This is a genomic window from Pseudomonas sp. URMO17WK12:I12 (genome assembly GCF_000514395.1).
Lineage (GTDB): Bacteria > Pseudomonadota > Gammaproteobacteria > Pseudomonadales > Pseudomonadaceae > Aquipseudomonas > Aquipseudomonas mucoides.
The window spans coordinates 53,689-76,988 of sequence record NZ_AZVV01000016.1 but is presented as its reverse complement, the minus strand read 5'-3'; the positions used below and the strand labels follow the sequence as shown (position 1 = coordinate 76,988).

26 protein-coding genes are annotated in these 23,300 nt (G+C 60.1%); 16 read left to right on the top strand and 10 right to left on the bottom strand.

Annotated features, from left to right (window positions below; translation table 11 throughout):
* Nucleotides 1–129: 129 nt before the first annotated feature.
* On the bottom strand, nt 130–1,506 hold the full coding sequence (locus D882_RS0122275; RefSeq protein ID WP_027925281.1) for a glutamine synthetase family protein: 1,377 nt from the start codon (nt 1,504–1,506) through the stop codon (nt 130–132).
* 284 nt (nt 1,507–1,790) lie between these two features.
* On the opposite strand from D882_RS0122275, the gene D882_RS0122270 reads away from it, so the two are divergent.
* From D882_RS0122270 to D882_RS0122250, 5 genes are all read left to right on the top strand, one after another.
* Complete coding sequence (locus D882_RS0122270; RefSeq protein ID WP_027925280.1) at nt 1,791–2,552, top strand: gamma-glutamyl-gamma-aminobutyrate hydrolase family protein; 762 nt, start codon at nt 1,791–1,793, stop codon at nt 2,550–2,552.
* A 367-nt stretch (nt 2,553–2,919) separates the two neighbouring features.
* Nucleotides 2,920–4,062, top strand: coding sequence for a polyamine ABC transporter ATP-binding protein (gene potA, locus D882_RS0122265; protein ID WP_027925279.1), 1,143 nt, complete (start codon nt 2,920–2,922; stop codon nt 4,060–4,062).
* Nucleotides 4,063–4,091: 29 nt separating this feature from the next.
* Nucleotides 4,092–4,973, top strand: coding sequence for an ABC transporter permease subunit (locus D882_RS0122260; RefSeq protein WP_170219144.1), 882 nt, complete (start codon nt 4,092–4,094; stop codon nt 4,971–4,973).
* Nucleotides 4,970–5,854: an ABC transporter permease subunit gene (locus D882_RS0122255; RefSeq protein WP_027925277.1), complete on the top strand. Its 885-nt coding sequence runs from the start codon at nt 4,970–4,972 to the stop codon at nt 5,852–5,854. The genes D882_RS0122260 and D882_RS0122255 overlap by 4 nt, the downstream gene beginning before the upstream one ends.
* A gap of 86 nt (nt 5,855–5,940) precedes the next feature.
* Nucleotides 5,941–7,038: a polyamine ABC transporter substrate-binding protein gene (locus D882_RS0122250; protein ID WP_027925276.1), complete on the top strand. Its 1,098-nt coding sequence runs from the start codon at nt 5,941–5,943 to the stop codon at nt 7,036–7,038.
* A 256-nt stretch (nt 7,039–7,294) separates the two neighbouring features.
* Here the strand turns inward: D882_RS0122250 and thpR are convergent, their stop codons facing one another.
* Entirely contained in the window at nt 7,295–7,834 is a 540-nt protein-coding gene (gene thpR / locus D882_RS0122245; RefSeq protein ID WP_027925275.1) for an RNA 2',3'-cyclic phosphodiesterase, read from the bottom strand.
* Nucleotides 7,835–7,895: 61 nt separating this feature from the next.
* Between thpR and D882_RS0122240 the strand changes: the two genes are divergently transcribed.
* Entirely contained in the window at nt 7,896–8,090 is a 195-nt protein-coding gene (locus D882_RS0122240) for a hypothetical protein (protein WP_027925274.1), read from the top strand.
* Nucleotides 8,091–8,105: 15 nt separating this feature from the next.
* Here D882_RS0122240 and D882_RS0122235 read toward each other — a convergent pair whose 3' ends face one another.
* Nucleotides 8,106–8,459 (bottom strand): DUF1428 domain-containing protein, encoded by a 354-nt coding sequence (locus D882_RS0122235; RefSeq protein WP_027925273.1) that lies wholly within the window; start codon nt 8,457–8,459, stop codon nt 8,106–8,108.
* 2 nt (nt 8,460–8,461) lie between these two features.
* Nucleotides 8,462–9,547 (bottom strand): hypothetical protein, encoded by a 1,086-nt coding sequence (locus tag D882_RS0122230; RefSeq protein ID WP_027925272.1) that lies wholly within the window; start codon nt 9,545–9,547, stop codon nt 8,462–8,464.
* 349 nt (nt 9,548–9,896) lie between these two features.
* Between D882_RS0122230 and D882_RS0122220 the strand changes: the two genes are divergently transcribed.
* Nucleotides 9,897–10,166: a hypothetical protein gene (locus tag D882_RS0122220; RefSeq protein WP_027925271.1), complete on the top strand. Its 270-nt coding sequence runs from the start codon at nt 9,897–9,899 to the stop codon at nt 10,164–10,166.
* Here D882_RS0122220 and D882_RS0122215 read toward each other — a convergent pair.
* The 3 genes from D882_RS0122215 to D882_RS0122205 all read right to left on the bottom strand — a co-directional run bounded on the left by D882_RS0122215 (nt 10,163) and on the right by D882_RS0122205 (nt 12,967).
* Nucleotides 10,163–10,801: a glutaminyl-peptide cyclotransferase gene (locus D882_RS0122215; protein WP_027925270.1), complete on the bottom strand. Its 639-nt coding sequence runs from the start codon at nt 10,799–10,801 to the stop codon at nt 10,163–10,165. The genes D882_RS0122220 and D882_RS0122215 overlap by 4 nt on opposite strands.
* 36 nt (nt 10,802–10,837) lie before the next feature.
* Nucleotides 10,838–12,049, bottom strand: coding sequence for a hypothetical protein (locus tag D882_RS0122210; protein ID WP_027925269.1), 1,212 nt, complete (start codon nt 12,047–12,049; stop codon nt 10,838–10,840).
* A gap of 87 nt (nt 12,050–12,136) precedes the next feature.
* Nucleotides 12,137–12,967: an AraC family transcriptional regulator gene (locus tag D882_RS0122205; RefSeq protein WP_027925268.1), complete on the bottom strand. Its 831-nt coding sequence runs from the start codon at nt 12,965–12,967 to the stop codon at nt 12,137–12,139.
* Between the two features lie 135 nt (nt 12,968–13,102).
* Here D882_RS0122205 and D882_RS0122200 point away from each other — a divergent pair, with 135 nt between their 5' ends.
* From D882_RS0122200 to D882_RS0122190, 3 genes are all read left to right on the top strand, one after another.
* On the top strand, nt 13,103–13,621 hold the full coding sequence (locus D882_RS0122200) for a carboxymuconolactone decarboxylase family protein (protein WP_027925267.1): 519 nt from the start codon (nt 13,103–13,105) through the stop codon (nt 13,619–13,621).
* 30 nt (nt 13,622–13,651) lie between these two features.
* Nucleotides 13,652–13,903 carry a glutaredoxin 3 gene (gene grxC, locus D882_RS0122195; RefSeq protein ID WP_027925266.1) on the top strand — a complete coding sequence of 84 codons (252 nt, stop codon included), beginning with the start codon at nt 13,652–13,654 and terminating at the stop codon, nt 13,901–13,903.
* A 114-nt stretch (nt 13,904–14,017) separates the two neighbouring features.
* The gene (locus D882_RS0122190) at nt 14,018–14,449 is read left to right on the top strand and encodes a nuclear transport factor 2 family protein (protein ID WP_027925265.1); all 432 of its coding nucleotides are present in this window, start codon (nt 14,018–14,020) and stop codon (nt 14,447–14,449) included.
* 62 nt (nt 14,450–14,511) lie between these two features.
* Here the strand turns inward: D882_RS0122190 and D882_RS0122185 are convergent, their stop codons facing one another.
* Nucleotides 14,512–15,714 carry an NAD(P)/FAD-dependent oxidoreductase gene (locus D882_RS0122185; protein WP_027925264.1) on the bottom strand — a complete coding sequence of 401 codons (1,203 nt, stop codon included), beginning with the start codon at nt 15,712–15,714 and terminating at the stop codon, nt 14,512–14,514.
* A gap of 247 nt (nt 15,715–15,961) precedes the next feature.
* Between D882_RS0122185 and D882_RS0122180 the strand changes: the two genes are divergently transcribed.
* A complete protein-coding gene (locus D882_RS0122180; RefSeq protein WP_027925263.1) occupies nt 15,962–16,531 on the top strand; it encodes an Rrf2 family transcriptional regulator in 570 nt (189 codons plus the stop codon).
* Between the two features lie 49 nt (nt 16,532–16,580).
* On the top strand, nt 16,581–16,982 hold the full coding sequence (locus tag D882_RS0122175) for a hypothetical protein (protein WP_027925262.1): 402 nt from the start codon (nt 16,581–16,583) through the stop codon (nt 16,980–16,982).
* Nucleotides 16,983–17,026: 44 nt separating this feature from the next.
* On the opposite strand, the gene D882_RS0122170 is transcribed toward D882_RS0122175, so the two are convergent.
* Both D882_RS0122170 and D882_RS0122165 read right to left on the bottom strand, forming a co-directional pair.
* Nucleotides 17,027–17,815 carry a hypothetical protein gene (locus D882_RS0122170; protein ID WP_027925261.1) on the bottom strand — a complete coding sequence of 263 codons (789 nt, stop codon included), beginning with the start codon at nt 17,813–17,815 and terminating at the stop codon, nt 17,027–17,029.
* A gap of 16 nt (nt 17,816–17,831) precedes the next feature.
* Nucleotides 17,832–18,650, bottom strand: coding sequence for a DUF2092 domain-containing protein (locus tag D882_RS0122165; protein WP_027925260.1), 819 nt, complete (start codon nt 18,648–18,650; stop codon nt 17,832–17,834).
* A gap of 276 nt (nt 18,651–18,926) precedes the next feature.
* On the opposite strand from D882_RS0122165, the gene D882_RS0122160 reads away from it, so the two are divergent.
* From D882_RS0122160 to D882_RS0122145, 4 genes are all read left to right on the top strand, one after another.
* Nucleotides 18,927–19,604: a DUF3313 domain-containing protein gene (locus D882_RS0122160; protein ID WP_027925259.1), complete on the top strand. Its 678-nt coding sequence runs from the start codon at nt 18,927–18,929 to the stop codon at nt 19,602–19,604.
* Nucleotides 19,605–19,643: 39 nt separating this feature from the next.
* Complete coding sequence (locus D882_RS0122155; RefSeq protein ID WP_027925258.1) at nt 19,644–20,102, top strand: glycine zipper 2TM domain-containing protein; 459 nt, start codon at nt 19,644–19,646, stop codon at nt 20,100–20,102.
* Nucleotides 20,103–20,327: 225 nt separating this feature from the next.
* The gene (locus D882_RS0122150; RefSeq protein ID WP_027925257.1) at nt 20,328–21,941 is read left to right on the top strand and encodes an arylsulfatase; all 1,614 of its coding nucleotides are present in this window, start codon (nt 20,328–20,330) and stop codon (nt 21,939–21,941) included.
* A gap of 68 nt (nt 21,942–22,009) precedes the next feature.
* Nucleotides 22,010–23,278 carry an OmpP1/FadL family transporter gene (locus D882_RS0122145; RefSeq protein ID WP_027925256.1) on the top strand — a complete coding sequence of 423 codons (1,269 nt, stop codon included), beginning with the start codon at nt 22,010–22,012 and terminating at the stop codon, nt 23,276–23,278.
* Nucleotides 23,279–23,300 lie beyond the last annotated feature (22 nt).

The window sequence follows — 23,300 nt, the reverse complement described above, 5'->3', positions numbered from 1 at the left end:
CCGCGATAGCGACGGGTCAGGCGACATCAATGGAGACTGTGATGACGCCATCGCGGGCAAGCCCGCTCCCACAGGGTTTGGCGGTGCACACAGGTTTTGTGTACACCCCCTCACCCGGGTTTTGCCCCATCAAACCGTGTGCAGGTACCAGTTGTACTCAAGGTCGGAAATGGAGTTCTCGAACTCGGCCAGCTCGCTTTCCTTGCACGCCACGAACACGTCGATGTACAGCGGGTCGATGTAACGGGCCATGACTTCGCTGTCGTCCAGCTCGCGCAGTGCATCGCGCAGGTTGTTCGGCAGGCTTTGTTCGTTCTGCTCGTAGCTGTTGCCTTCCACCGGGGCGCCCGGCTCGATCTGGTTGGTCAGGCCGTGGTGAATACCGGCCAGCACCGAGGCCATCAACAGGTACGGGTTGGCGTCGGCACCCGCAACGCGGTGTTCGATTCGCACCGAGTCCGGCGAACCGGTTGGCACACGCACCGCCACGGTACGGTTGTCGATGCCCCAGCTCGGGGAGTTCGGCACGTAGAACTGCGCACCAAAACGACGGTACGAGTTGACGTTCGGGCAGAGGAACGCCATCTGCGCCGGCAGGGTCTCGAGCACACCGCCGATCGCGTGTCGCAGCGCGGCGTTCTGCTCGGGATCCTCGCTGGCAAAGATGTTGTTGCCTTCTTTGTCGAGAATCGAAATGTGCACGTGCAAACCGTTGCCCGCCTGACCCGGATAGGGCTTGGCCATAAACGTGGTGTCCATCTCGTGGTCGTAGGCGATGTTCTTCACCAGACGCTTGAGCAACACCGCGTAGTCGCAGGCCTTGATCGGGTCGGAGACGTGATGCAGGTTGACTTCGAACTGCGCCGGGGCGCTTTCCTTGACGATGGCGTCGGCAGGAATGCCCTGCTCTTTCGCGCCTTCGAGGATGTCTTGCAGACAGTCGACGTATTCGTCGAGGTCGTCGATCAGATACACCTGGGTCGACACCGGACGCTTGCCCGATACCGGGGAACGTGGCGATTGTGGACGACCGTTCACGTTGTCCTGGTCGATCAGATAAAACTCGAGTTCGAAGGCTGCGCAGATGGTCAGGCCCAGGTCATCGAACTTGCGCACGATATTGGCCAACACTTCTCGCGGGTCGGCAAAGAACGGCTGGCCTTCGAGTTCGTGCATGGTCATCAGCAATTGAGCGGTTGGGCGCTTCTGCCACGGCTCAATGCTGAGGGTGCCGGGGATGGGGAAGCAGATTCGGTCAGAGTCGCCGATGTCCAGACCCAGGCCGGTGCTTTCCACCGTGGAACCGTTGATGTCCAGAGCAAACAGGGACGCCGGCAGGTTAATGCCTTTTTCGTAGACCTTATGAAGACTGGTGCGCTCGATGCGCTTGCCGCGCACCACGCCGTTCATATCCGCAATCAGAAGGTCGACGTACAAAACCTCAGGATATTTCTTAAGGAATGCGTTTGCTTCGTTGAGTTGAACGGCACGCAGAGGGACCGACATGATGCACCTATTTTTTAGCTGTTAATTATTATGTTCACTACCCTTTCACGAGCCCAGTCAACCCGAACGGCAAAGTGAAGTCAATAGCGAACACTTGCCCCTTCAACCTTTATTTTCGGGCCTTTTTAGGGGACGAGAGTGCCAGATCAGCCTTGAGCACCGCGTAAACGCTGAGGATCAGACGTGCGGCGTTTAGAATTTTTTACATGAGAGTTGTTAATTAAAATCAACAAGGCTAAGCTCCGGAAAAGCTCGTTCAAGTGTGAAACTTCGAGGTGATAAAAATGGCATTCAAGCCATTGATCGGCGTTACTGCATGCGTCAAACAGATTGGCCTGCACCCCTACCACATCAGCGGCGACAAGTACTTGCGTGCTGTCAGCGTCGCGGCGCTGGGGCTGCCTGTGGTCATCCCTTCCTTAGGCGAATTGACTGAAATCGAAGATGTGCTCGCCCATCTCGACGGTCTGCTGCTGACCGGCTCCCCTTCGAATGTGGAACCTTTCCACTATCAAGGCCCGGCCAGCGCTCCCGGCACGGATCACGATCCGGCGCGGGATGCCACGACCCTTCCTTTATTACGTGCGGCCATTGCGGCTGGCGTGCCGGTGCTCGGCATCTGCCGGGGCTTCCAGGAAATGAACGTGGCGTTTGGTGGCAGCCTGCACCAGAAGGTCCACGAACTGCCGGGCATGCTCGACCACCGCGAAGCGGACAGTCCTGAGCTGGCGGTGCAATACGCACCGGCGCATGCGGTGACCGTGCAACCGGGCGGTGTGTTCGAAGCGCTGGAGTTGCCAGTCGAGTTCAGGGTCAATTCGATACACAGCCAGGGCATCGACAGACTCGCCCCCGGCCTGCGTGCCGAAGCGATTGCGCCGGACGGTTTGATCGAGGCGATCTCGGTGGAGCACAGCCCGACGTTTGCCGTCGGCGTGCAATGGCACCCGGAATGGCAGGTGCTCACCCATCCTCCTTACTTGAGTATTTTCCAGGCGTTCGGCGATGCGTGCCGGCGACGGGCCGCGCTGCGTAAAAGCCGCTGACTCAAGACACAAACAACCGATTACTGCCCCCGCGAGTCAGACGGGCGTGCCTTCGCGCGCCCGCCCCTCGCGACAGCAACACACTGCGATAACAACAAGTACTACCAGGCAGCCAGGACGGCGGCGCCGAATAAGCCCAGGCCGGGCGATTCCAGTGAAGCAGGTGAAAATCCCTGTGGGAGCGGGCTTGCCCGCGAATGCGGTGTATCAGGTAACGATGATGTCGCCTGACACACCGCCATCGCGGGCAAGCCCGCTCCCACAGGGGGCACTGCCGAATTCACTGACTTCGCACGGCTCAGGCTTGCAATCAACTATTAAGTCAGGCCGCGTTGGCCCGACGACTGAAACCTGTTGGGAGTTTCACATGGCAAACGCCTCCAGCATTTACAGGAAGGCTCTTGAAGGTCACCAGACATCGAAAAAGGTGTTGGTGAAAGTCGACCGCGTCACCAAGAAATTCGACGAAACCTGCGCAGTAGACGATGTCTCGCTCGAGATTCATCAAGGCGAGATCTTCGCCCTGCTCGGCGGTTCCGGTTCCGGCAAATCGACCCTGCTGCGCATGCTTGCAGGCTTCGAGCGCCCGACCGAGGGGCGGATTTTCCTCGACGGCGTGGACATCACCGACATGCCGCCGTACGAGCGACCGATCAACATGATGTTCCAGTCGTACGCCTTGTTCCCGCACATGACCGTGGCGCAGAACATTGCCTTCGGCCTCAAGCAGGACCGTTTGCCCGCCAGCGAAATCGACGCCCGCGTTGAAGAAATGCTGCGCCTGGTGCACATGACCCAATACGCCAAGCGCAAACCGCATCAACTGTCCGGCGGTCAGCGTCAGCGTGTGGCCCTCGCCCGCTCCCTGGCCAAGCGTCCGAAGCTGTTGCTGCTCGACGAACCGATGGGTGCACTGGATAAAAAACTGCGTTCACAGATGCAACTGGAGCTGGTGGAAATCATCGAGCGCGTCGGCGTGACGTGCGTGATGGTGACCCACGACCAGGAAGAGGCCATGACCATGGCCCAGCGCATCGCAATCATGCACCTGGGCTGGATCGCGCAAATCGGCAGCCCGGTCGACATCTATGAAGCACCGGTCAGCCGCATGGTCTGCGAGTTCATCGGCAACGTGAACGCCTTCGACGGCACCGTGGTGGAAGACCTTGAAGGTCACGCGATCATCCACAGCCCGGACCTCGAGCAGAAGATTTACGTCGGTCACGGCGTCAGCACCTCGGTGCAGGACAAGTCGATCACCTACGCCATCCGCCCGGAAAAAATGCTGCTCAGCACGGTCAAGCCCGAGAACCGCTACAACTGGTCCCAAGGCAAAGTGCATGACATCGCCTACCTCGGCGGTCACTCGGTGTTCTACGTTGAATTGCCAAGCGGCAAAGTCGTGCAGTCGTTCATGGCCAACGCCGAACGCCGTGGCGCGCGTCCGACCTGGGATGACACCGTCTATGTGTGGTGGGAAGACGACAGCGGCGTGGTACTGCGCTCATGAAAACACTCAATCAGCAGTTCATGCGGCTGATGCCGAGTGGTCGAAAGCTCGTCATCGGGGTTCCTTTCCTGTGGCTGTGCCTGTTTTTCCTGTTGCCGTTCTTCCTGGTGATGAAGATCAGCTTCTCGGAAGCGGCGCTGGCCATTCCTCCTTACTCGGAGATTTACACCTACGCCGAACAGAAGTTTCAGCTGTTCCTCAACGTCGGCAACTACCTGTTGCTGACCGACGATGAACTGTACCTCTCGGCCTACCTCGGCTCGTTGAAGGTCGCGTTTTTCAGCACGCTGATGTGCCTGGTGATCGGTTTCCCGATGGCCTACGCCATTACCAAGGCCAACAAGGAAACGCAAAACGTCCTGATGCTGTTGATCATGATGCCGACCTGGACCGCGATCCTGATCCGCGTTTACGCGTGGATGGGCATCCTCAGCAATAACGGCCTTCTCAATGCGTTTTTGATGTGGACCGGGCTGACCGATCACCCGATCGAGATCCTCAACACCAACACCGCCGTCTATATCGGCGTGGTGTATGCGTACCTGCCGTTCATGGTGTTGCCGCTGTACGCCAACCTGGTCAAGCACGATCAAAGCCTGCTGGAAGCGGGTTCGGACCTGGGGTCGAGCAACTTCAACAACTTCTGGAAAATCACCGTGCCGCTGGCCAAGAACGGCATCATCGCCGGCTGCATGCTGGTGTTCATTCCGGTGGTCGGTGAGTTCGTGATCCCGGAACTGCTGGGCGGCCCGGAAACCCTGATGATCGGTCGCGTGCTGTGGCAAGAGTTCTTCAACAACCGCGATTGGCCGGTGGCGTCTGCTCTGGCAGTGGTGATGCTGTTGATCCTGATTGTGCCGATTCTGCTGTTCAACCGCAGCCAGGCCAAAGAGATGGAGGCACGGGGATGAAACGTTTCGGTTTTTCAAAAATGATGCTGGTGTTCGGCCTGTCGTTTATCTACTTGCCGATGCTGATCCTGGTGATCTACTCGTTCAACGCCTCGAAACTGGTGACGGTGTGGGGTGGCTGGTCGTTCAAGTGGTACGCCGGCCTGCTCGACAACACGCAACTGATGGGCTCGGTGGTGCGCTCGCTGGAGATCGCCTGCTACACGGCGGTGGCCGCGGTCGCACTCGGTACGCTGGCGGCGTTTGTCCTGACGCGCGTTACGCGCTTCAAGGGTCGCACGCTGTTTGGCGGCCTGGTAACGGCGCCGCTGGTGATGCCGGAAGTGATCACCGGTCTGTCGTTGTTGCTGCTGTTCGTGGCGATGGCGCAGTTGATCGGCTGGCCGCAGGAACGTGGCATCGTCACGATCTGGATCGCCCACACGACGTTCTGTGCGGCGTATGTGGCGGTGGTGGTTTCCGCCCGTTTGCGTGAGCTGGACCTGTCCATCGAAGAAGCGGCCATGGACCTTGGGGCCAAGCCATTCAAGGTATTTTTCCTGATCACCATTCCGATGATCGCGCCATCGCTGGCGGCCGGCGGCATGATGTCGTTTGCCCTGTCGCTGGATGACCTGGTACTGGCGAGCTTCGTGTCGGGGCCGGGTTCGACGACCTTGCCGATGGAAGTGTTCTCGGCGGTGCGTCTGGGCGTGAAGCCTGAGATCAACGCCGTGGCCAGCCTGATTCTGCTCGCCGTTTCGATCGTGACCTTCATGGTCTGGTACTTCAGCCGCCGCGCTGAAGCCACCCGCAAACGTGCGATCCAGGAAGCGATGGACCAGACCGCCAGTGAATCGTGGCAGCAACCGAACAAGCAAATGGCTGGAGCAACGGCTTAATACCGTTGTTGAGTTAACTGTGGTGAGGGGGCTTGCGCCCTCGCCACAGGTTTTGTGTTCTAAATAAAAAGAATGGAGTTGTACCGATGAAAATGTTTGGCAGGACTCTGCTGACACTGTCCTTATTGGGCGCGATGGCTACCGGCGCCCAGGCCAATGACAAGGTACTGCGCGTCTACAACTGGTCGGATTACATCGCCCCGGACACCGTCAAGAAGTTCGAAGACGAGACCGGCATCCGCGTGACCTACGATGTGTTCGACAGCAATGAAACCCTTGAGGCTCGCCTGCTCGCAGGCAAATCCGGCTACGACATTGTCGTGCCGTCCAACAGCTTCCTGGCCAAGCAGATCAAGGCTGGCGTCTATCAGACGCTGGACAAATCGAAGCTGACGAACTGGAAAAACCTCAACCCGGTCCTGCTGAAAAATGCGTCCGCCAGCGACCCGGATAACGCTCACGCCTTCCCGTACATGTGGGGCTCGATCGGCATCGGTTTCAATCCGGCCAAGGTCAAGGAAGTGCTCGGCGCCCATGCACCGACCAACTCCTGGGACTTGCTGTTCAAACCGGAAAACGCGGAAAAGCTCAAAGCCTGCGGTATCAGTTTCCTTGATTCGCCAACGGAAATGCTCCCGGCCGCCCTGCACTACCTGGGCTACCCGGTGAACTCGCAGGACAAGGGCCAGATCGCCGAAGCTGAAGCGCTGTTCATGAAGATTCGCCCTTCGGTGGCGTACTTCCATTCGTCGAAATACATCTCTGATCTCGCCAACGGCAACATCTGTGTGGCGGTCGGTTATTCCGGCGACGTCTTGCAAGCCAAGGCCCGCGCGCAGGAATCTGGCAATGCGGTGAAGATCGACTACAGCATCCCGAAAGAAGGCGCCGGCAGTTTCTATGACATGGTCGCCATTCCCCGGGACGCGGCGAACGTCGAGAACGCCTACCTGTTCATGAACTTCCTGATGCGCCCGGACATCATTGCCGAGATCACTAACAACATCGGCTACAGCAACGCCAACGCGGCGGCGACGCCGTTGGTGGATGAGGCGATTCGCGACGATCCGGGTTCGTATCCGCCGCAGGAGGTGATGGCGACGTTGTATGCAATTCCGGATATGCCGATCGGCATTCAGCGGGTGATGACCCGGGGCTGGACGCGGGTCAAGCTCGGGAAGTAATCGCTGAATGTGAGACCGCCATCGCGGGCAAGCCCGGCTCCCACAGGTTTCTGTGTCGGAATACAGGTTAGTGCACGACACCAGTCCCTGTGGGAGCCGGGCTTGCCCGCGATGAGGCCAGCACTCGCAACACAAGACTCAACCGTTTTCCGTTCCCGCAGCGCCTTACCACCGCTGCACGCTCCCTGCAGCAGAACGGCCTCACCTGGCTTCCTCGGTTAAGGTGAATTTGGGCGCCCTCCTCGGGCGCCTTTTTTTAGACGGGCACCAGCGGCCATTCGGCCAATGCCCGATAACGCCCCTTATGCGATTCAAACAGTACAAAACGATCCGCCCGCAGAAAAAAATCCGGCGGCGTCGCGGACTCAGGCACCGGCACCCGATAGTCACGCATCAAGGTCAAATGCGGCCGAAACTCCTTCGCCGTTTCCTCCAGCCCAAACGGCAACATCGCCTGTTCCAACGCATACACCAGCCGCAACAACTGCGGCGGCGCCTGCTCTGGCGCGAGCACCAACACCCCGGCCCTGCGCCACACATCCAGCCGATCAAGCAGCACGCTCAACGCCACACCCGGTACGTGAACCTTGGCCGCGGCCGTGCAGATATCGCCGATCTGCGCCACACCGACAGAACCCAAAAACAACAACGTCAGGTGAAAGTTATCCGCCGGCACCGGCCGCCCGCTGCGCAGTTCAAGTGCGCCGCGCCACTGGGCAATCGCCCTGCGTTGTTCGGGCGGGCAGTTCAGCGCAAAAAACAGCCGCTTGAGCGGTTCATGGGATTCGTCGTTCATGCCTGGCACCTCCTGACATGCACGTTATAGTTGAACCAACCGAAAACAACGGGAGGGGGCCATGCGGCAGATCATCAGCAAAGAGCCATGGTGGGCGATGCCACCGCAACCGGGGCAGGATGAGTCCGAGCTGGAATGGGGCTGGCTGGTTCACTATAGCGAAGGTGAGCCACGTTTCGAGTTCGTCAGGGAGCGGCCGACGGATGACGAAATCCGCCATCGCAAGAGTTGCCGGATCACCCCGAGCGCGGAGTGATCCGGTGAGGTTGTGTCAGGACTGGTAGAGGATGTTGAAGCCGCCGAAGATCATGCGCTGACCATCGAACGGCATTGAATTGACGTCCGGTTGCATGCGCGGGTCGGCCATCATTTTCTGCATGCCGGCATTGCGGGTCGCCTTGTCGGGCCAGATGATCCAGGAAAACACCACGGTTTCGTCTGCCTTGAGTTTCACCGCCATCGGAAACGAGGTCACTTTGCCGTCCGGCACATCGTCGCCCCAGCATTCAACAATGCTCAAGGCGCCGTTCTCCTTGAAAATCGCACTGGTGATTTCGGCGTGCTTCTTGAATTGCTCGCGGTTGGCGGTCGGTACGGCAATCACACAGCCATCGACATAAGACATGGTCATTCTCCTGCGGGGGGTTGAGGGTCGGTCTGCTGGCTAGTCGATTGCGTCGGGTTCCAATCGACGTCACCGTCTGGCGAACCGACCGACGGTGGTGCAGCGCTCGCCGCCAGGTTGCCCTCGATCTGCCCCGCCATGTACAGCGTCCCCGCCATGACGCCGGTCGTCGGATTCTGCACCAGCTTCAGCCAGGCCTTGTCGAACGTGTTGCCCAGGCTGCTGCGAATCAGCGCCTCGCTGTCGGGCCGGTCGGCGGCTTGAATCAGTGCGCGAACCCCGGCCACGCCGACGGTGATCAAGCCCCCGGCCAGTTTCCCCGCCGCAGCGGCCACGGCGCTGGCGGCCCCACGCGGGGCCATTTCGGCTTCCATGCGCTGACTGGCACGTTTGGCCACGGGGGCCATGGCGGTGTCGGTCGAGCCAACGCCTTTGTCGCCGCCAGCCTTGTGGATCTTGTCGATCAGCGCCGCGTACGCCGGCAGCGAGTTCAAGGGGGCCGTATGGACGACCTGGTAGAGCGAGGCATTACGCGCCGACGGCGGTCCGAGGGCGATGGCGGGGATCTTCTGAATGCGCCCGTTGAGCTGGGCCATCGGTATGCCGTGACGTTTGGAAATTTTCTGCAGCTCTTCCTGAAGAATGTCCACGTAGAACGCCGTGGCCTGGCCGAGGATCGCATCGGGATCAATCTCGACCGCGACCGGCGCCAGCACCCGTTGCTGGTACTGCTCGAGCAAATACTCCGCCAAGCGCTTGGCCGAGGCATCCTGCTCGCCTTTGGCGCTGATGGTGTACCAGCTGACCTTCATCGACAGCCACTCCTGGGTCCAATAACTGCTGAACCAGGGGATGAAGTTTTCTTCGGTCAATTGGTAGACCCGTGTCCGCCAGTAGTCCATGGCCCCGCGCGAGTAGATTCGGGTCTGCTCGGTGGCTGATTGGGAGGCTTCGACGATTTCGCGATCCACCTGGTGCCACGTGCTGTCGGACACCACCACGACCACGTCCACCACGGGAGCACGCGCAGGCGTGGCGCAACCCGCCAACACCACCAACACGGCGACGATCAGCGAACGCAGGTTCAAGATCGCGGTTTCCTACAGTCGCCCCTGGGCAGAATGCCCGGAACTCACAGGCCTATTGATTTGAGTATAGGAGTCGGGGTTTGTTCGCTGGGTTGAGGGTGAACTTGAGCGCCTGCTCGCGATGGAGCCCGAAAGAACACCATCATTAATGTTGATATTCACCATCGCGACGAATGCCTTCCGCAATAAAACCGCCTGAAGCACCATCACTCCATCACAACGCTACGCCCACATCGGAGGGCCACATCATGTTGATCCATCTCCTGACCTGCCTGGCCCTGACGGCCGTTTCGCTGACCCTGTTTTCCCGCTTCTTCCTGGACATCGGTCAGACCGAGGAGCAACCATCATGATCCACTCCGTGAGCCTTTCCGTGAGCTTCCCGGTGTTTGGCACCAACTACTACGCGCACGAATACCTGTCGCGCCAGGCACCGTCACTGGTGTTCGACAAAAACTTCGAAGCGCTGCTGATGCCGGCAGCCTCCAACCACTTCAACAACGAAGTGGTCGGTCTCAATGATCAGTTCCGCTTTCTCAATGACGTGCTGGTTGAGCACTTGCTGGAGATCGAACTGGCCCAACGTGCGCCCCGCTCGTCGCGTCAGTTTACGTTCTAGGAAGCCACGGGCCGGCGCACGGCCCGCACCTTGCCGCTGTTACCCCCGCCACAGAAAAACTGCTCGCCACCATCCGACTCAAGACCTGACACCCCGACCCCAGGCGGCATTTCGACCGCCTCCAGGACCTTGCCGGTGGTCGGGTCAATCCGCCGCAACTCACTCTGATCTTCCTCCCACGTGCCGTGCCACAGATCGCCATCCACCCAGGTCACGCCGGTGACAAAACGGTTGGACTCAATGGTGCGCAGAATGGCCCCGGTGTCGGGGTTGATCTGATGAATCTTGCGCGCCCGGTACTGACCGACCCACAAGGTGCCTTCCGCCCAGGTCAGCCCCGAATCGGTGCCGCTGCCGGGTGCCGGAATCGTGGCCAGCACGCGACCGCTCTTGGGATCGATCTTGTTGATGTGTTCCCCGGCAATCTGGAACAAATGCTCGCCGTCGAAAGCGGTTCCTGCGTCTGCGGTGATATCCAGCGAACGCAGCGGCTTGCCACTGTCCGGGTCGAGGGCGTTGAGCTTTTCGCCGGAAGCAAACCAGACGTGCTGGCCGTCAAACGAGACGCCGTGCACGCTGTCGACACCGGGAAACGGGCCGTATTCACGGATGATTTCAGCAGTTGAACGTTTCATGGTTGCATCCTCTTCACTGGGTGTGTGGAGTGGAGCCTAATCACCCGGCAACAAAGCCGTGAGTAACAAAGTCGTCGCGAATCCCGGCATCGGTGGCGTCATCCAGCGACGGGCGCGGCCACGACCAAACGCCTGCACTTTGCCGGCGACCGCCAGCGAATCGAGCGCTCGTTGCACGCTGCGCTGACCGGTGCCCAGCGCCATCGCCAGCGCCGAACTCGACCACGACTCGCCGTCTGCCAGAAACGCCAACAGCGCCGCGTGCTGTTCTTCGACCGGCCGCGCCAGCACCACGACGTCCGCCGACATCAGTGCAAAGCCACGTTTCGTCGCCGTGATCCCGGCCAGCGGTCGAAGCGCCGCACGCAACCGTCCGACTTCGACGCGCAACCGCGCACGGTGGGATTCGTCACTGAGTTTCAAACGAAAAGCATAGGCAATGAGTGTTTCGCGAGTGACATCGGCTGGCCAGGCTTCGGCCAATGCCCGTACGAGGGTGAACAACACCGGGCGCCTGGCCAGCGACACCGACATGCCGGCGCCGCGCACCGTGTATCGACAGGCGTCGACCACCAGTGACGTTGAGGTCAGCAGCGTTTCAACCTCATCCAGCAGCACCGGTCGCGCCTCGCCCCGGCTGATTAGCCGGGCGGCGGGCGCGTTGAGGACGTGAACGACGTTCTCCATTTCTGCGCTCAGCGCCGGAATCCCCGCCTCGCCGGCGAAGCGCCCGGCCCTTTCCAGCGCGGACCGCGCCTTTTTGATCTCCAGCCGGCGCAGAGCGATGCCGGCCACCACCCATTCATGGGCGGCGCGCAAGGCTGGTGGCAAGGGCGCAGGGTCTAGCCGGGCGAGCCGCTCCTCGACCTGTTCGAGATGACCGATCAGCAATAAACGCCGGATCTCCAGATACCGCGCATGGGCCGCATTCACCCAATCGCCATGGGCCTCCAGCGTTGCCCGCGCGGCGTCGAGGGCTTTTTCCGGCCAGCTCAAATCGCGAGACGCCAGGGCGATTTCGGCCTCGGCCACCACACAGCGGGCTCGGGCCATCGGCTCTTTGGGACCAAATGCACGCGCCGCCCGTTTGACCAATGCCTTGGCGCGCTCCAGATCGCCGAGCTGCGCCATGGCGATACCGCGCAGTGCCAGCGCTGGCGCATCTTCGCGCAGGGCCACCCGGTTCAACGCCCCGAGGGGATCACCCGCGGCCAATGCACGGGCGGCGGCGGTGATCAGCGAGTCCATGTGAATCGCGCCACGGTGGTCACTCCCTTCGTTGGATGTCCGCTGGTTAGTCTATCTCAGGATCCTCAGACCACCCGGCAGACCCGATCATCGCGGGCGTTTGCCGGCCTGCACCCACTCCCGCGGGCTGACCCCGGTTTTTCGGCGAAACGCCCGGGCCAGTGCCGAGGGGCTTTCGTAGCCGACTTCATCGGCGATCAGCGCAATCGACTTGCCTTCGCGCAAGCGTTTCTGCGCCAGGCTGATGCGCCAGCTCACGAGATAGTCGACCGGTGTCTGCCCTACCACCTGACGAAAATGCTCGGCAAAACTGGCGCGGGACATGTTCGCCGCCGCCGACAGTTCGGCCACGGTCCAGGACTTTTCCGGCGCGTCGTGCATCAGGCTCATGGCCCGTGCCAGTCGCAGATCGGCGAGGCCGGCCATCATGCCGGGGCTCTGTTCGCGGTCGCTGAGGATATGCCGCAGCAGCTGGATCACCAGCAATTCGAACAGTCGATCCATCATCGCTTCACGGCCACAAATGCCGCCGAAGGCTTCGCTGAACAGCCAATCCAGCGTGCCGGCCATCGTCGGAATGCTGTCGAGCTTGAGCAGCAGAAAGTCCGGCAGCGCGGCGGCCAGGGCATTGCCGGCGCCACCGTCGAAATCCAGCGACGCGCACACCAGTTGGGCGCCCGAGTCTTCGCTGGCGAATAAACGGTGACGGTAAGGTCGCGGGAAAAAAATCAGCGTCGGCTCGGTGAGCACCTGGTCGGGCTCATCGGCCATTTTCAGCATCACTTCGCCGGCCTGCAACAGGTGCAGGTGGCCGGTTGACTGGTCGCCATCAAACGCCACGGAGCCGCAAAAATGCCCGCTGTAGAAGCTCCCGGCACTGACGCCGAAGTGGGTGAGTAACGTGGACAAGCGATCCATGGAACGGCTCCCGGGTGAATATCTGGACGATCTGTCGCATATCCTCGACGATTTGCACCCTAAAAGCCAGCGTCGCCCCATAGCATAGACCCCGTACCCAGCGCACACCGCGCTTGAATCGACGGAGCAATACCCATGAGCCGCATCACCGCCCTGAGCCTCGAAAACGCGACTGACACCACCCGCCCACTGCTGGAAGGCGTACAGAAAAAAATCGGCTTTTTGCCGAACGTCTTCAAAACCCTGGCGCACGCCCCTGTGGTACTTGCGGCCTACCTGCAACAAAGCGCGACGCTGGGCAAAACGTCCCTGAGCGCGACGGAAAAAGAAGCCATCTTTTTGGCCACCTCGCAAGTCAACGGCTGCGATTACTGCCTGGCGGCGCACACGCTGTTTGCCGGTAAAGCCGGGCTGTCCGCACAAGACATCGTCAGCGCCCGACACGGCCAGTTGAATGCCTACGCCACCCTCGCCCAACAAATTACCGAAAGCCGTGGCCATCTGAGCCTCGAACAGCTCGACGCCGCACGGGCGGCCGGCATCACCGACGCCAAGATCGTTGAGGTGGTGGGCCACATCGCAGCACAAACCTTGACCAACTACCTCAACAACCTCGCCCTCACCGAGATCGACTTTCCCGCCATCTATGCATAAGCGCGGCCACTAAATTCAGGAGTATCGACGATGAACAGCGTGACGATCTATACCACCGACACCTGCCCCTATTGCCGCAACGCCAAGGCGCTGTTGGCCAATAAAGGCATCGCGGCCGAGGAAATAAACGTCCAGTCCAGCCCCGGCAAATTCGAGGAGATGCTCAGCCGCAGCGGTCGACGCAGCGTGCCGCAGATTTTCATCGGCGACACCCATGTCGGCGGCTTCGATGACCTGGCCAAGCTGGATCGTCAGGGCGGTTTGCTGTCGATGCTGGCCTGAAACACGCTGCCCGCGCACGACCAGGAAGACGGGTCGTGCCGGGTATTCTCTAAATTCTTTATAGGTTGTACGATGACCGACGAGTCACCTTCCCACAACAATAAGGAAACACCTATGAAGAACGTCAAACTGCTGGCCGGTTTTCTCTGCCTCTTCAGTGGCTACGTCGCCGCCGCCCCGGCACCGGGCGAGAAAGAGGTCGCCAGCGCCGTCGACCATCTGACCCAAGCCATGCTGCACAAGAACATTCCCGAACTTAAAACCCTGACCGCCGAGAACCTGACCTACGGGCATTCCAGCGGCAAGGTTCAGGACAAGAGCGAATTCATCGCCGATATCGAAACCGGCAAAAGCGCGTTCAAAACCCTGGAAATGCAAAACCAGACCATCAACGTCTCCGGCGATGTGGCGCTGGTGCGCAATCATTTCTCGGCCCAGGCCCTCAAGGGCACTGAAGTGATCCCGACCGAAATCGAGAACTTCCAGATCTGGCAGAAGAAGGGTGGGAAATGGCTGCTGGTCGGCCGCCAGGCTTTCCACATCTAGCTTTCCATATATAAAAAATCCCGCCCAAGGTCACTTGAGCGGGATTTTTCATTTGGGCGCTATTAAGCCACCGGAATCATCGGGTCCGCTGCGGCCAATGCGACGGCACGATCAGCTGCCGGGGGGTAGATCCACACGGTGTTGATCTGCGTCTTCAGGTTTTTGCCTTCCTGCTTGACCAGTTTGATTTGACGGTCCCAACCCTCGGTATAGACCGCGCCCCAGGCGCCCAGGTCCAGGCACGTCACGTACTTGGGCTGGCTGTACGGCGTCGGGTCCACGCCCAGCATCTGCGCCGCCACGTTGTTACCGGCGTGACGCCCCAGCGAGATGGCGTGCTGGCAGGTCATCATCGCGAAGTTGCCGATGTCGTCGCAGGCCGCGTAAGCCACATCACCTGTGGCAAAGATGTCGTCCTGGCCGATGACTTTCAGATGGCTGTCCACGTGCAAACGGCCTTGGCCATCACGCTCGGCAGGGATTTGCTCGGTCAGCGAGCTGGCGCGCACACCGGTGGTCCAGATCACGGTCTGGGTCTCGATGCGCTGGCCGTCGGCCAGGGTCACACCGTTTGCATCGACCGCCGCCACCGACGACTTCACGCGCCATTTCACTCCCAGTTCAGCGCTCGCCTCGGCAATCGACTGGCTGATTTCGGCTCCCATTGAAGCCCCGACCTTCTCGCCACGGTCGATGATGATCACTTCAATGTCGGCGCCCTCACCGAGAATTGCCCGCAGACGCGCCGGCATTTCAGTCGCCGTTTCAATCCCGGTGAAACCGCCGCCAGCGACGACCACGGTGTTGCGGGCTTTGCTTTCTGGCTGGTTGGCCAGGGATTTGAGGTGGTTTTCCAGACGCACGGCGTGTTCGATCTGGTCCACATCAAAGGCATGCTCGGACACACCCGGGGTGTTCGCCTGGGCCAGACGGCTGCCGGTCGCCAGAACGAGTTTGTCGTAGCTGAGGCTCTGGGTGGTGCCTGAAGCATCGGTGTAACCGACACTTTTCTGCTCCACGTCGATGGTCTCTGCGGCCCCCTTGATGAACTTCACACCGACTGCATCGAACAGCTCACCGAGCGGTGCAGCCAGTTGATGAGCATTCGGTTCGTAAAAGCGCGGACGCACGCGCAGCTCGGCCTGAGGCGCCAGTACCGTGACCTCTACCCCGTTGTGATCATGCAGGTCGAACAGGCGTGTAGCGCTCAACGCCGTCCACATGCCGCCGAAACCTGCGCCGATGACCAGAATGTGCTGTTTCATGGTTTTAACTCCGAGGATGACCAAAGACTGAACTCGTTGCCGAGCGGACAACGGCGACTATAGTTATCCGAGTTACAGTGTGCAACGTTCTTTTTTCCATGGTTGCCATCATTCACTTCGATACCTCGACAATCCCGCCAACAGCTTTTATCTATAAGCAACACGGGGCAGATAGCGACAAACATGGATTGTTGCCCGCCTCACCATCGGCTGATAACATTGGCGACTCATTCAGTCGGAGATCCCGATGTCTCTTTACAGTGCGGGCGTTGAATACGGCATTCATTGCCTGATTTTTCTGGTAGGCGATTACGGCGACAGCCGTGAGGCAAGCGTGCGCGACCTCGCCGAACTGCAAGGCGTGCCGCTGGATTACCTGGCCAAGATCTTCACTCGCCTGGCCAAGGCCAAACTGGTGGTGGCCACCGAAGGCGTGCGCGGCGGGTTCAAACTGGCGCGGCCGGCGGACGAAATCAGCGTGCTGGATATCGTCAACGCCATCGATGGCAAGAAACTGATCTTCGATTGCCGCGAGATTCGCGGGCGTTGCGCCTTGTTCGACGGCGCCCCGCCAGCGTGGGCCCTCGACGGTCCTTGCTCGGTACATGCCGTGATGATGACCGCGCAAAAACGCATGGAAGAAGCGCTCGCCCAGCAGACCATTCTCGACCTCGCCAGAAGAGTCGGGCGCAAGGCCCCGGCCGAATTCGGTGAGCAGTTGAACACCTGGATGAGTGATCGACGGGAAAAGAAAACCGCCAGCAGTGTGGCGGTTGAGGATGCGCAGATCATCCCGACGACTGATCTCTCGGACTGACGATTCAGCTATGGGCAAAGCGGATTGGCGCGCTCTATGATTAGGGCCCATGACGACCCCTGTTTCGATCCGCTCCCCCTGCCCGCCCGGCGCCTGCACCTGCGGGCGTGACCCGCTGCTGGAAACACCGGGTGCGGACGTGCGCATCCTGTTTCTGACCCGCCCGGAAGAAAAGCGCCTGCTCGACCGCCTGGAAAACCTCCAGAGCCTGGCCGACCTCGAACGCCTGCAACAGCGGATGTTCGAGCAACTGGGCATCCGCGTCGAGATTGCCCCAGGTTTCAACGAAGTGCGGACCATGCGCGGCATCGGCATCACCCTCGGCGAGCAGCCGGGGCTGTGCCGCAAGACCCGCCAGTCAATCCCCGCTGCCATTCGCCGTGGCCTTGAGAAGCGCCCGGAAATCGCCTACGACATCCTCAACGCCAACGACTTGTTGCGGGACGCCTGACTGTCGCGGCGCAATTCAGGAATCCAATGACCGAGCAACGCCGATCACGGGGGTGTCACCACGGTGTAATACACCCCGTTGGCGCCATAGGCGGGTTGCAACCAGGCATTGCCGCATTGGTAATACGTGTTCTGGGAAAAAGTCTGCAAATGACATCCGGGAGGCAGGCTGGCATAGGTCTGGCCCAAGGGCATCGTCGGCGGTCCTGAAGCAACCATCCCGGCGTTATAGCCAGCGCTAAAATCGTCGGCGTCGGCATTCTCGTCGACCACCGTCCCCGCCGCCTCACCCACCGCCACGCCCGTCGCAACGGCGGCTGCCGGATTGACTCCGCCGCCGCAGTAATAACAGCCGCTGCTGGCAATCACAGCGGCGGGCGGATGGTAGTAGGCCGTCCCGTAAGGAACGGACTGGTAAGCGCCCCCGCCATAAGCGGGTCCCCGGTAGGCTGTCGTGCCATAACCATCCGCGTGGTAGCCAGCAGCGGCGGCGCCATTTTCACCTTGTGCATGCCAGGCCCCCTCCCCGCCGGACGCTGTTCCACCTTCGGCCCCCGTGCCTGACCAGGCCCCTTCGCCACCGGACGCCGAACCGCCGCGATAGCCTGAACCACTCCAACTGCCGTCACCGCCGGACACCGAGCCGCCGCGATCGGTTTCTCCACTCCAACTGCCATCACCGCCCGAAGCCGAGCCGAATTCGCCGGAACGACTCCATGAACCCCCTCCGCCGTATCCCCCTCCAAAGCGACCGGCGTGCGACCAGGCTGCCGCCTCGTTACACACCAGCGCGGCGACTAGCAACCCCGCGAACTTCAAGGTAGATCTGTTCATGATTCACCCTCCTCGTTCAGGGTTTTGTGACCGGTTCTTTAACGCCTTGTGGGGCACGAAGGCTGGGTGGCGGGGCAAACTTGATACGGTGCGCCGATTCGATCTGGTCGGGCTTGAAGAACGTCGCAGGCATCGCCGAACTGAGCTTCCAGTCACTGAAATCGACCTGATGCCGGGATCGGCTCGGGTCATCGAGAAACTCTGCCCGCAACCGGCGCGGGAGCTTGTCCTCGGTACCGATCCAGGCTTGGACGAACACCGTGTCGCTGGTGTAGGCAATCACATCGGTGGTGGTATCGCCGACCACCGTGGACTGGCCGACGTAAAACGCCACACGCATGTCCCTGGACAAGTCTTTATACGGATCAGCGACGATCACGTCGGTAAACGGAAAATAGATGGCGGCGCGCTTATACGCAGCCTCCAGCGTTGCATCGATGGTCGGCGGCGCATCGACTTGTGCAAGCAGGTTGTCTTTTCGCTCATAGGCATAGGCTTGCTTGCCGTCGTAATAAAACTCGGTGGCCGGACCGTCGCCCGAAGTCAAGACACGCAGGCGATCCGGGCGCTGTTCATTGACCAGCGCCACCGTGCTGTAGGCCAGGGCCGGCCCCAGCCGGCTGGGCTTTTCGTAGGTGGTCACGGCTTTGAAACTCAGGCCCTGAGTGCTGGTCAGCCGGGCGCTCATGGCCTTGAGAACATCCAGCGCTTTGGGCTCCAACTGCGCCGTCGGCGCATCGACGGCGGGTGTCTGGCCGGCATACAACGGGGTCGTGAACGCCGCGATGACAACGCTGATCGAGAGCCAGCGAACAGGCTGTTGGCGGGTGGGCATCGGATGTTCTCCGCAGAGAGAGGTCAGGCGTTGAACGCCTGGTGACGGAGGTGACGTCGCCTATCAGCAAAGCCCAGTTTTATGGCATCCGCCATTCCATCGAAAAAATAGCGGGCCGAAACGAACGTAAACAATCAGCGAAGAAAGCAAATGCTGGATATTTGGCAATTGCTACCTACGCTCTCCGCAGAGGTTTCTGGATTTCGAGAGCCGGTGGGCGCTGGCCGGCTGTGTCACGACCGAACATTGGGCTTCATCGATGGAGCACGCACCCCCATGAATCTGTCCCGCAACCTGCTCCTTTGCACCGCATTGGCCGGGCTCCTGCTCGGCGGCTGCACCTCGAAAGTCACCGAGACGACGCAGTACTCCGGCTACCTGTCGAACTACAACAACCTGCAGGAAGTGGAGACGCCCAGCGGTGGAACGGCGATGCGCTGGGTGAGCCCGTCGTGGAACCCGAATGCGTACGACACCATCGCGTTCAGGACGCTGGAGTTTTATCCCGCGCCGAAACCCAATGAGCAGGTCAATCAGCAAACACTGACCGACTTGCAGAACTACATGTCCAGCAAGGCCAAAAGCGTGCTGGGCCAAAAGTACCGCAGAGCGTCCAGCGCGGCCGCCGCACCGGCCGGGTCGCATCCGCTGATCCTGCGTGCGGCAATCACGGGCGTCAGCACTTCGAACGAAGGCATGAAGTGGTACGAGGTGATGCCGATCGCGGCCGTTATCGGCGCGACACAGGCCGCCACCGGCCACCGGGATCAAGACACCAACCTGTTCATCGAAGCCGAGTTCATTGACGCCAGAACCAATCAGACCATGGTCAAAGTGGTGCGCAAGGTATTCGGTAGCCAACTGGAAAACGAGAGCCAGAAAATCACCGCCAAGGACTTTAAAGACGCGATCGACAAACTGAATGCCGATCTGCGGGCGTTCATTAGCAGTTGAGTCCTGTTCCAAACCACTCCTGATAACGAGGATCGAAGCATGAAAACTGTCCTGTCCTGGATGACTGTCACGTTAGCGATGGTGTTGATCAGTGCCTGTGCCGCTGTGGGATCAAGCGGTGGTGGTGCCGGTGAGATGGAGATTCGCTCAGGAAAGATCGAGCAGATAACCCTCACACAGATGCAGACCAATCACGACAGCGGTGTTGGCGCTGTGCTCGGTGGCCTGGGCGGGCTGGGCATCGGCAGCCTGATCGGGCGTGGCACCGGTCGCGATGTCGCCATGGTTGCCGGCGCGCTCGCCGGTGCGGTTGGCGGTAACTACGCCGAGAAGAAAAAGTACGATCAACCGGTAGAGGCGCAGCAGATCATCGTGCGCGTCAAAAGTGGCGTGCTGGTATCGGTGACCCAGCCGATCAATCCCGCCCTGGGTAAAGGCATGAACGTTTACATCGAAGGCTCAGGCAATGATGCCCGGGTGGTGCCGCAAGGCAGTTAACCTTCCCGGCTGAACTCGAACAGGCTGGTGCCCAAGGTGCAATGTGATGACGCACATCAACTCATTGCCGAATAAAACGCATTGGTGTGCCGGCCTGGCCTGTTTTCGCATGTCCGTTTCTGGATATTTCACGATCCTTACCTACGCTGTTCGCGGGGGATCCAATATTTCAGTGAGGCCGGGGGGCTTCTCTCCGAGTGCTAACGTCCTGCACAGGAACTCGACATGAACCGGAAAAAATTATCCTCCGTACTCGCCGTGCCTCTACTGTTGTCTGCGATGTCTATTGCCGGCATGTCTCACGCCGCCGATAAGCCTCCCAACATTCTGGTGATCATGGGCGACGACATCGGCTGGTCCAACATCGGCGTCTACAACCAAGGGATGATGGCCGGTCGTACACCCAATCTCGACCAGCTCGCCAATGAGGGCATGCGCTTTACCGATTATTACGCCGAGGCCAGTTGCACGGCCGGGCGCGCCAACTTCATCACCGGTGAACTGCCGATCCGTACCGGCATGACCACCGTCGGCCAGGCCGGTTCGCCCATCGGTATTCCCGCCGAAGCCGTGACCATTGCTACCACCCTGAAAGCCATGGGTTATGCCACCGGCCAGTTCGGCAAGAACCACCTGGGCGACTTGAACGAATTCCTGCCGACCGTCCACGGCTTCGACGAGTTCTTCGGTTACCTCTATCACCTCGACGCCATGGAAGACCCGGCGCACCCCAACTATCCGCAGGAGCTGCTGGACAAGGTCGGACCACGCAACATGGTCCACAGTTGGGCCACCACCACCGATGACCCCACCGTGATGCCGCGCTGGGGCAAGGTCGGCAAACAGAAAATCGAAGACGCCGGCACGTTGTATCCGGAGCGGATGAAAACCGTCGACGAAGAAATTCGTGACAAGACCTTCAGCTTCATCGACAAGGCCAAGCAGGACAACAAACCGTTTTTCGTCTGGTTGAACCCGACCCGCATGCACATCGTTACCCACCTTTCCGACAAGTACGAAGGCATGCGCAATGCAGAAAACGGCTGGTCGGAACAGGAAGCCGGCATGGCTCAGCTCGATGACGTCGTCGGCGATGTCATGGCCAAGCTGAAAAAAGACGGGCTGGATGACAACACCATCGTGGTCTTCACCACGGACAATGGTGCGGAAAACTTCACCTGGCCGGACGGTGGCACCACCCCGTTTGCGATGGGTAAAGGCACGGTGATGGAAGGCGGTTTCCGGGTACCGGCCATTATCCGCTGGCCGGGCAAAGTGCCGGCCAACCAGGTCGCCAACGGCATCATCTCGGGCATGGACTGGTTCCCGACCCTGGTCGCGGCGGCGGGCAACCCGAACATCACCGCAGAACTGCTCAAGGGCAAACAACTGGGCGATACCACCTACAAGGTGCACCTCGACGGTTACGACCAGACGCCGATGATTACCGGCAAAGGTCCGTCCAACCGGCATGAAATCTTCTACTTTGGAGAGAGCACCCTCGGTGCAGTGCGCATTGATGACTACAAATATCGTTTCATTGACCAGCCGAGTGCATGGCTGGGAGCAAAAGTGGCGGTGGACGTGCCCTACCTGACCAACCTGCGACTCGACCCGTTTGAGCGCATGGGGTGGGCGAACAATGGGGCTGCGCAAGGTTCGACGCAATACTTTGACTGGTTCAAGTTCCAGTTCTGGCGTTTTGTGTTTGTCCAGCAACAGGTGGCCAAACTGGCTGAGACCGCCATCGAGTTCCCGCCGATGCAAAAAGGCGCGAGCTTCAACCTCGACTCGGTCAAAGCCAAGATCGAAGCGGCCCGGGCAGCCATGGGCAAGTAAGCAGCCGAATCCAAGGGTGGCTGGCGTCAGCTACCCTTGTTCGAAGGGAATAATGCTGGGGGAAATCCATGACAACAAGAACAGTTGCTTTACCCACTTTCACCCTCCTTGCGCTGTGCTGCCAGCAAGCCTGGGCCGGGGGCATCATGCTCTACGAAATCGGCACGGATAACACCGGCCTGGCCAACGCCGGCGCCGCCGCCCGCGCTCAAGGCCCCTCGACCATCGCCAGTAACCCGGCCGGCATGAGTTACTTGCCGGGCACGCAGATCACGGGCGGTTTGCAAGTGCTTTACGGTGACCTGTCCTTCGATCGAGATTCCGGCACCAATACCCCCGGCAGCGGCAGTGGCAATGCCCTCGACCCGATTCCTGGCGGCAGCTTCTTTATCACCCATGAACTCGACGATCACTGGAGCGTCGGTTTCGGCCAGTACGGCGATTTCGGTCTGGCGGTCAATTACGACAACGACTGGTCCGGCCGCTACTTCGCGCAAAACTCCAGCCTGCTGGGTTTGTCCCTGGTGCCCAGCGTGGCGTATCGCTTCAACGAGCAATGGTCGGTCGGTGTGGGCGTCAAGGCCATGTACGGCATGTTGCAGGCGGACACCGCCATCGACCGCTCCCCCTTGGGTCTCACCGACCGCGCGGACGGCCAGTACAAATACAAGGACGGCACCTGGGGCTACGGCGCTAACGTGGGGGTGATCTATGCCCCACAAGCCGGCACGCGCATTGGCCTGACCTACACCAGCAAGGTAGACCTGGATTTCGAAGACCGACTGGATGTGAAAGGCGATGGTCGTTTGCTGGATCGCATCAACAACACCAATACCAAACTCGACATAACGGTGCCGCAAACTGTCACCTTGAGCCTGTATCAACAACTGGATCGGCAATGGGCCTTGCTGGCCTCGGCCAACTGGCAGGACTGGTCGGAGTTCGGTGACATCGGCGTACAGGTCGACACCACGGCAGCGGGGGCGCAATCAAAAACGGTCGATGCCGGCTTCAAGGACACCTGGCACCTCTCCCTTGGCGCGCAATACCAGGCCACCGAACAATGGTTGTGGAACGTCGGCGTGGCGTACGACAGCAGTGCCGTTTCCGACAGCAATCGCAGCGTCATCGTGCCAATGAACGAAAGCTGGCGCATTGCGACAGGAGCCACCTATGCTCTTAACAAAGACACCGACGTCAATGTCAGTTGGGCCATGGTCTGGCTGGGTGACATGCCCGTCGAGCAGACCAAAACCGTTTCGGGCAATCGAATTTCCGGTCAATTCGACAACGCCTGGATACAAGCGCTGACCGGGAACATGACTTGGCGTTTTTGATGTGTAGTTAATGAAAAAAAAA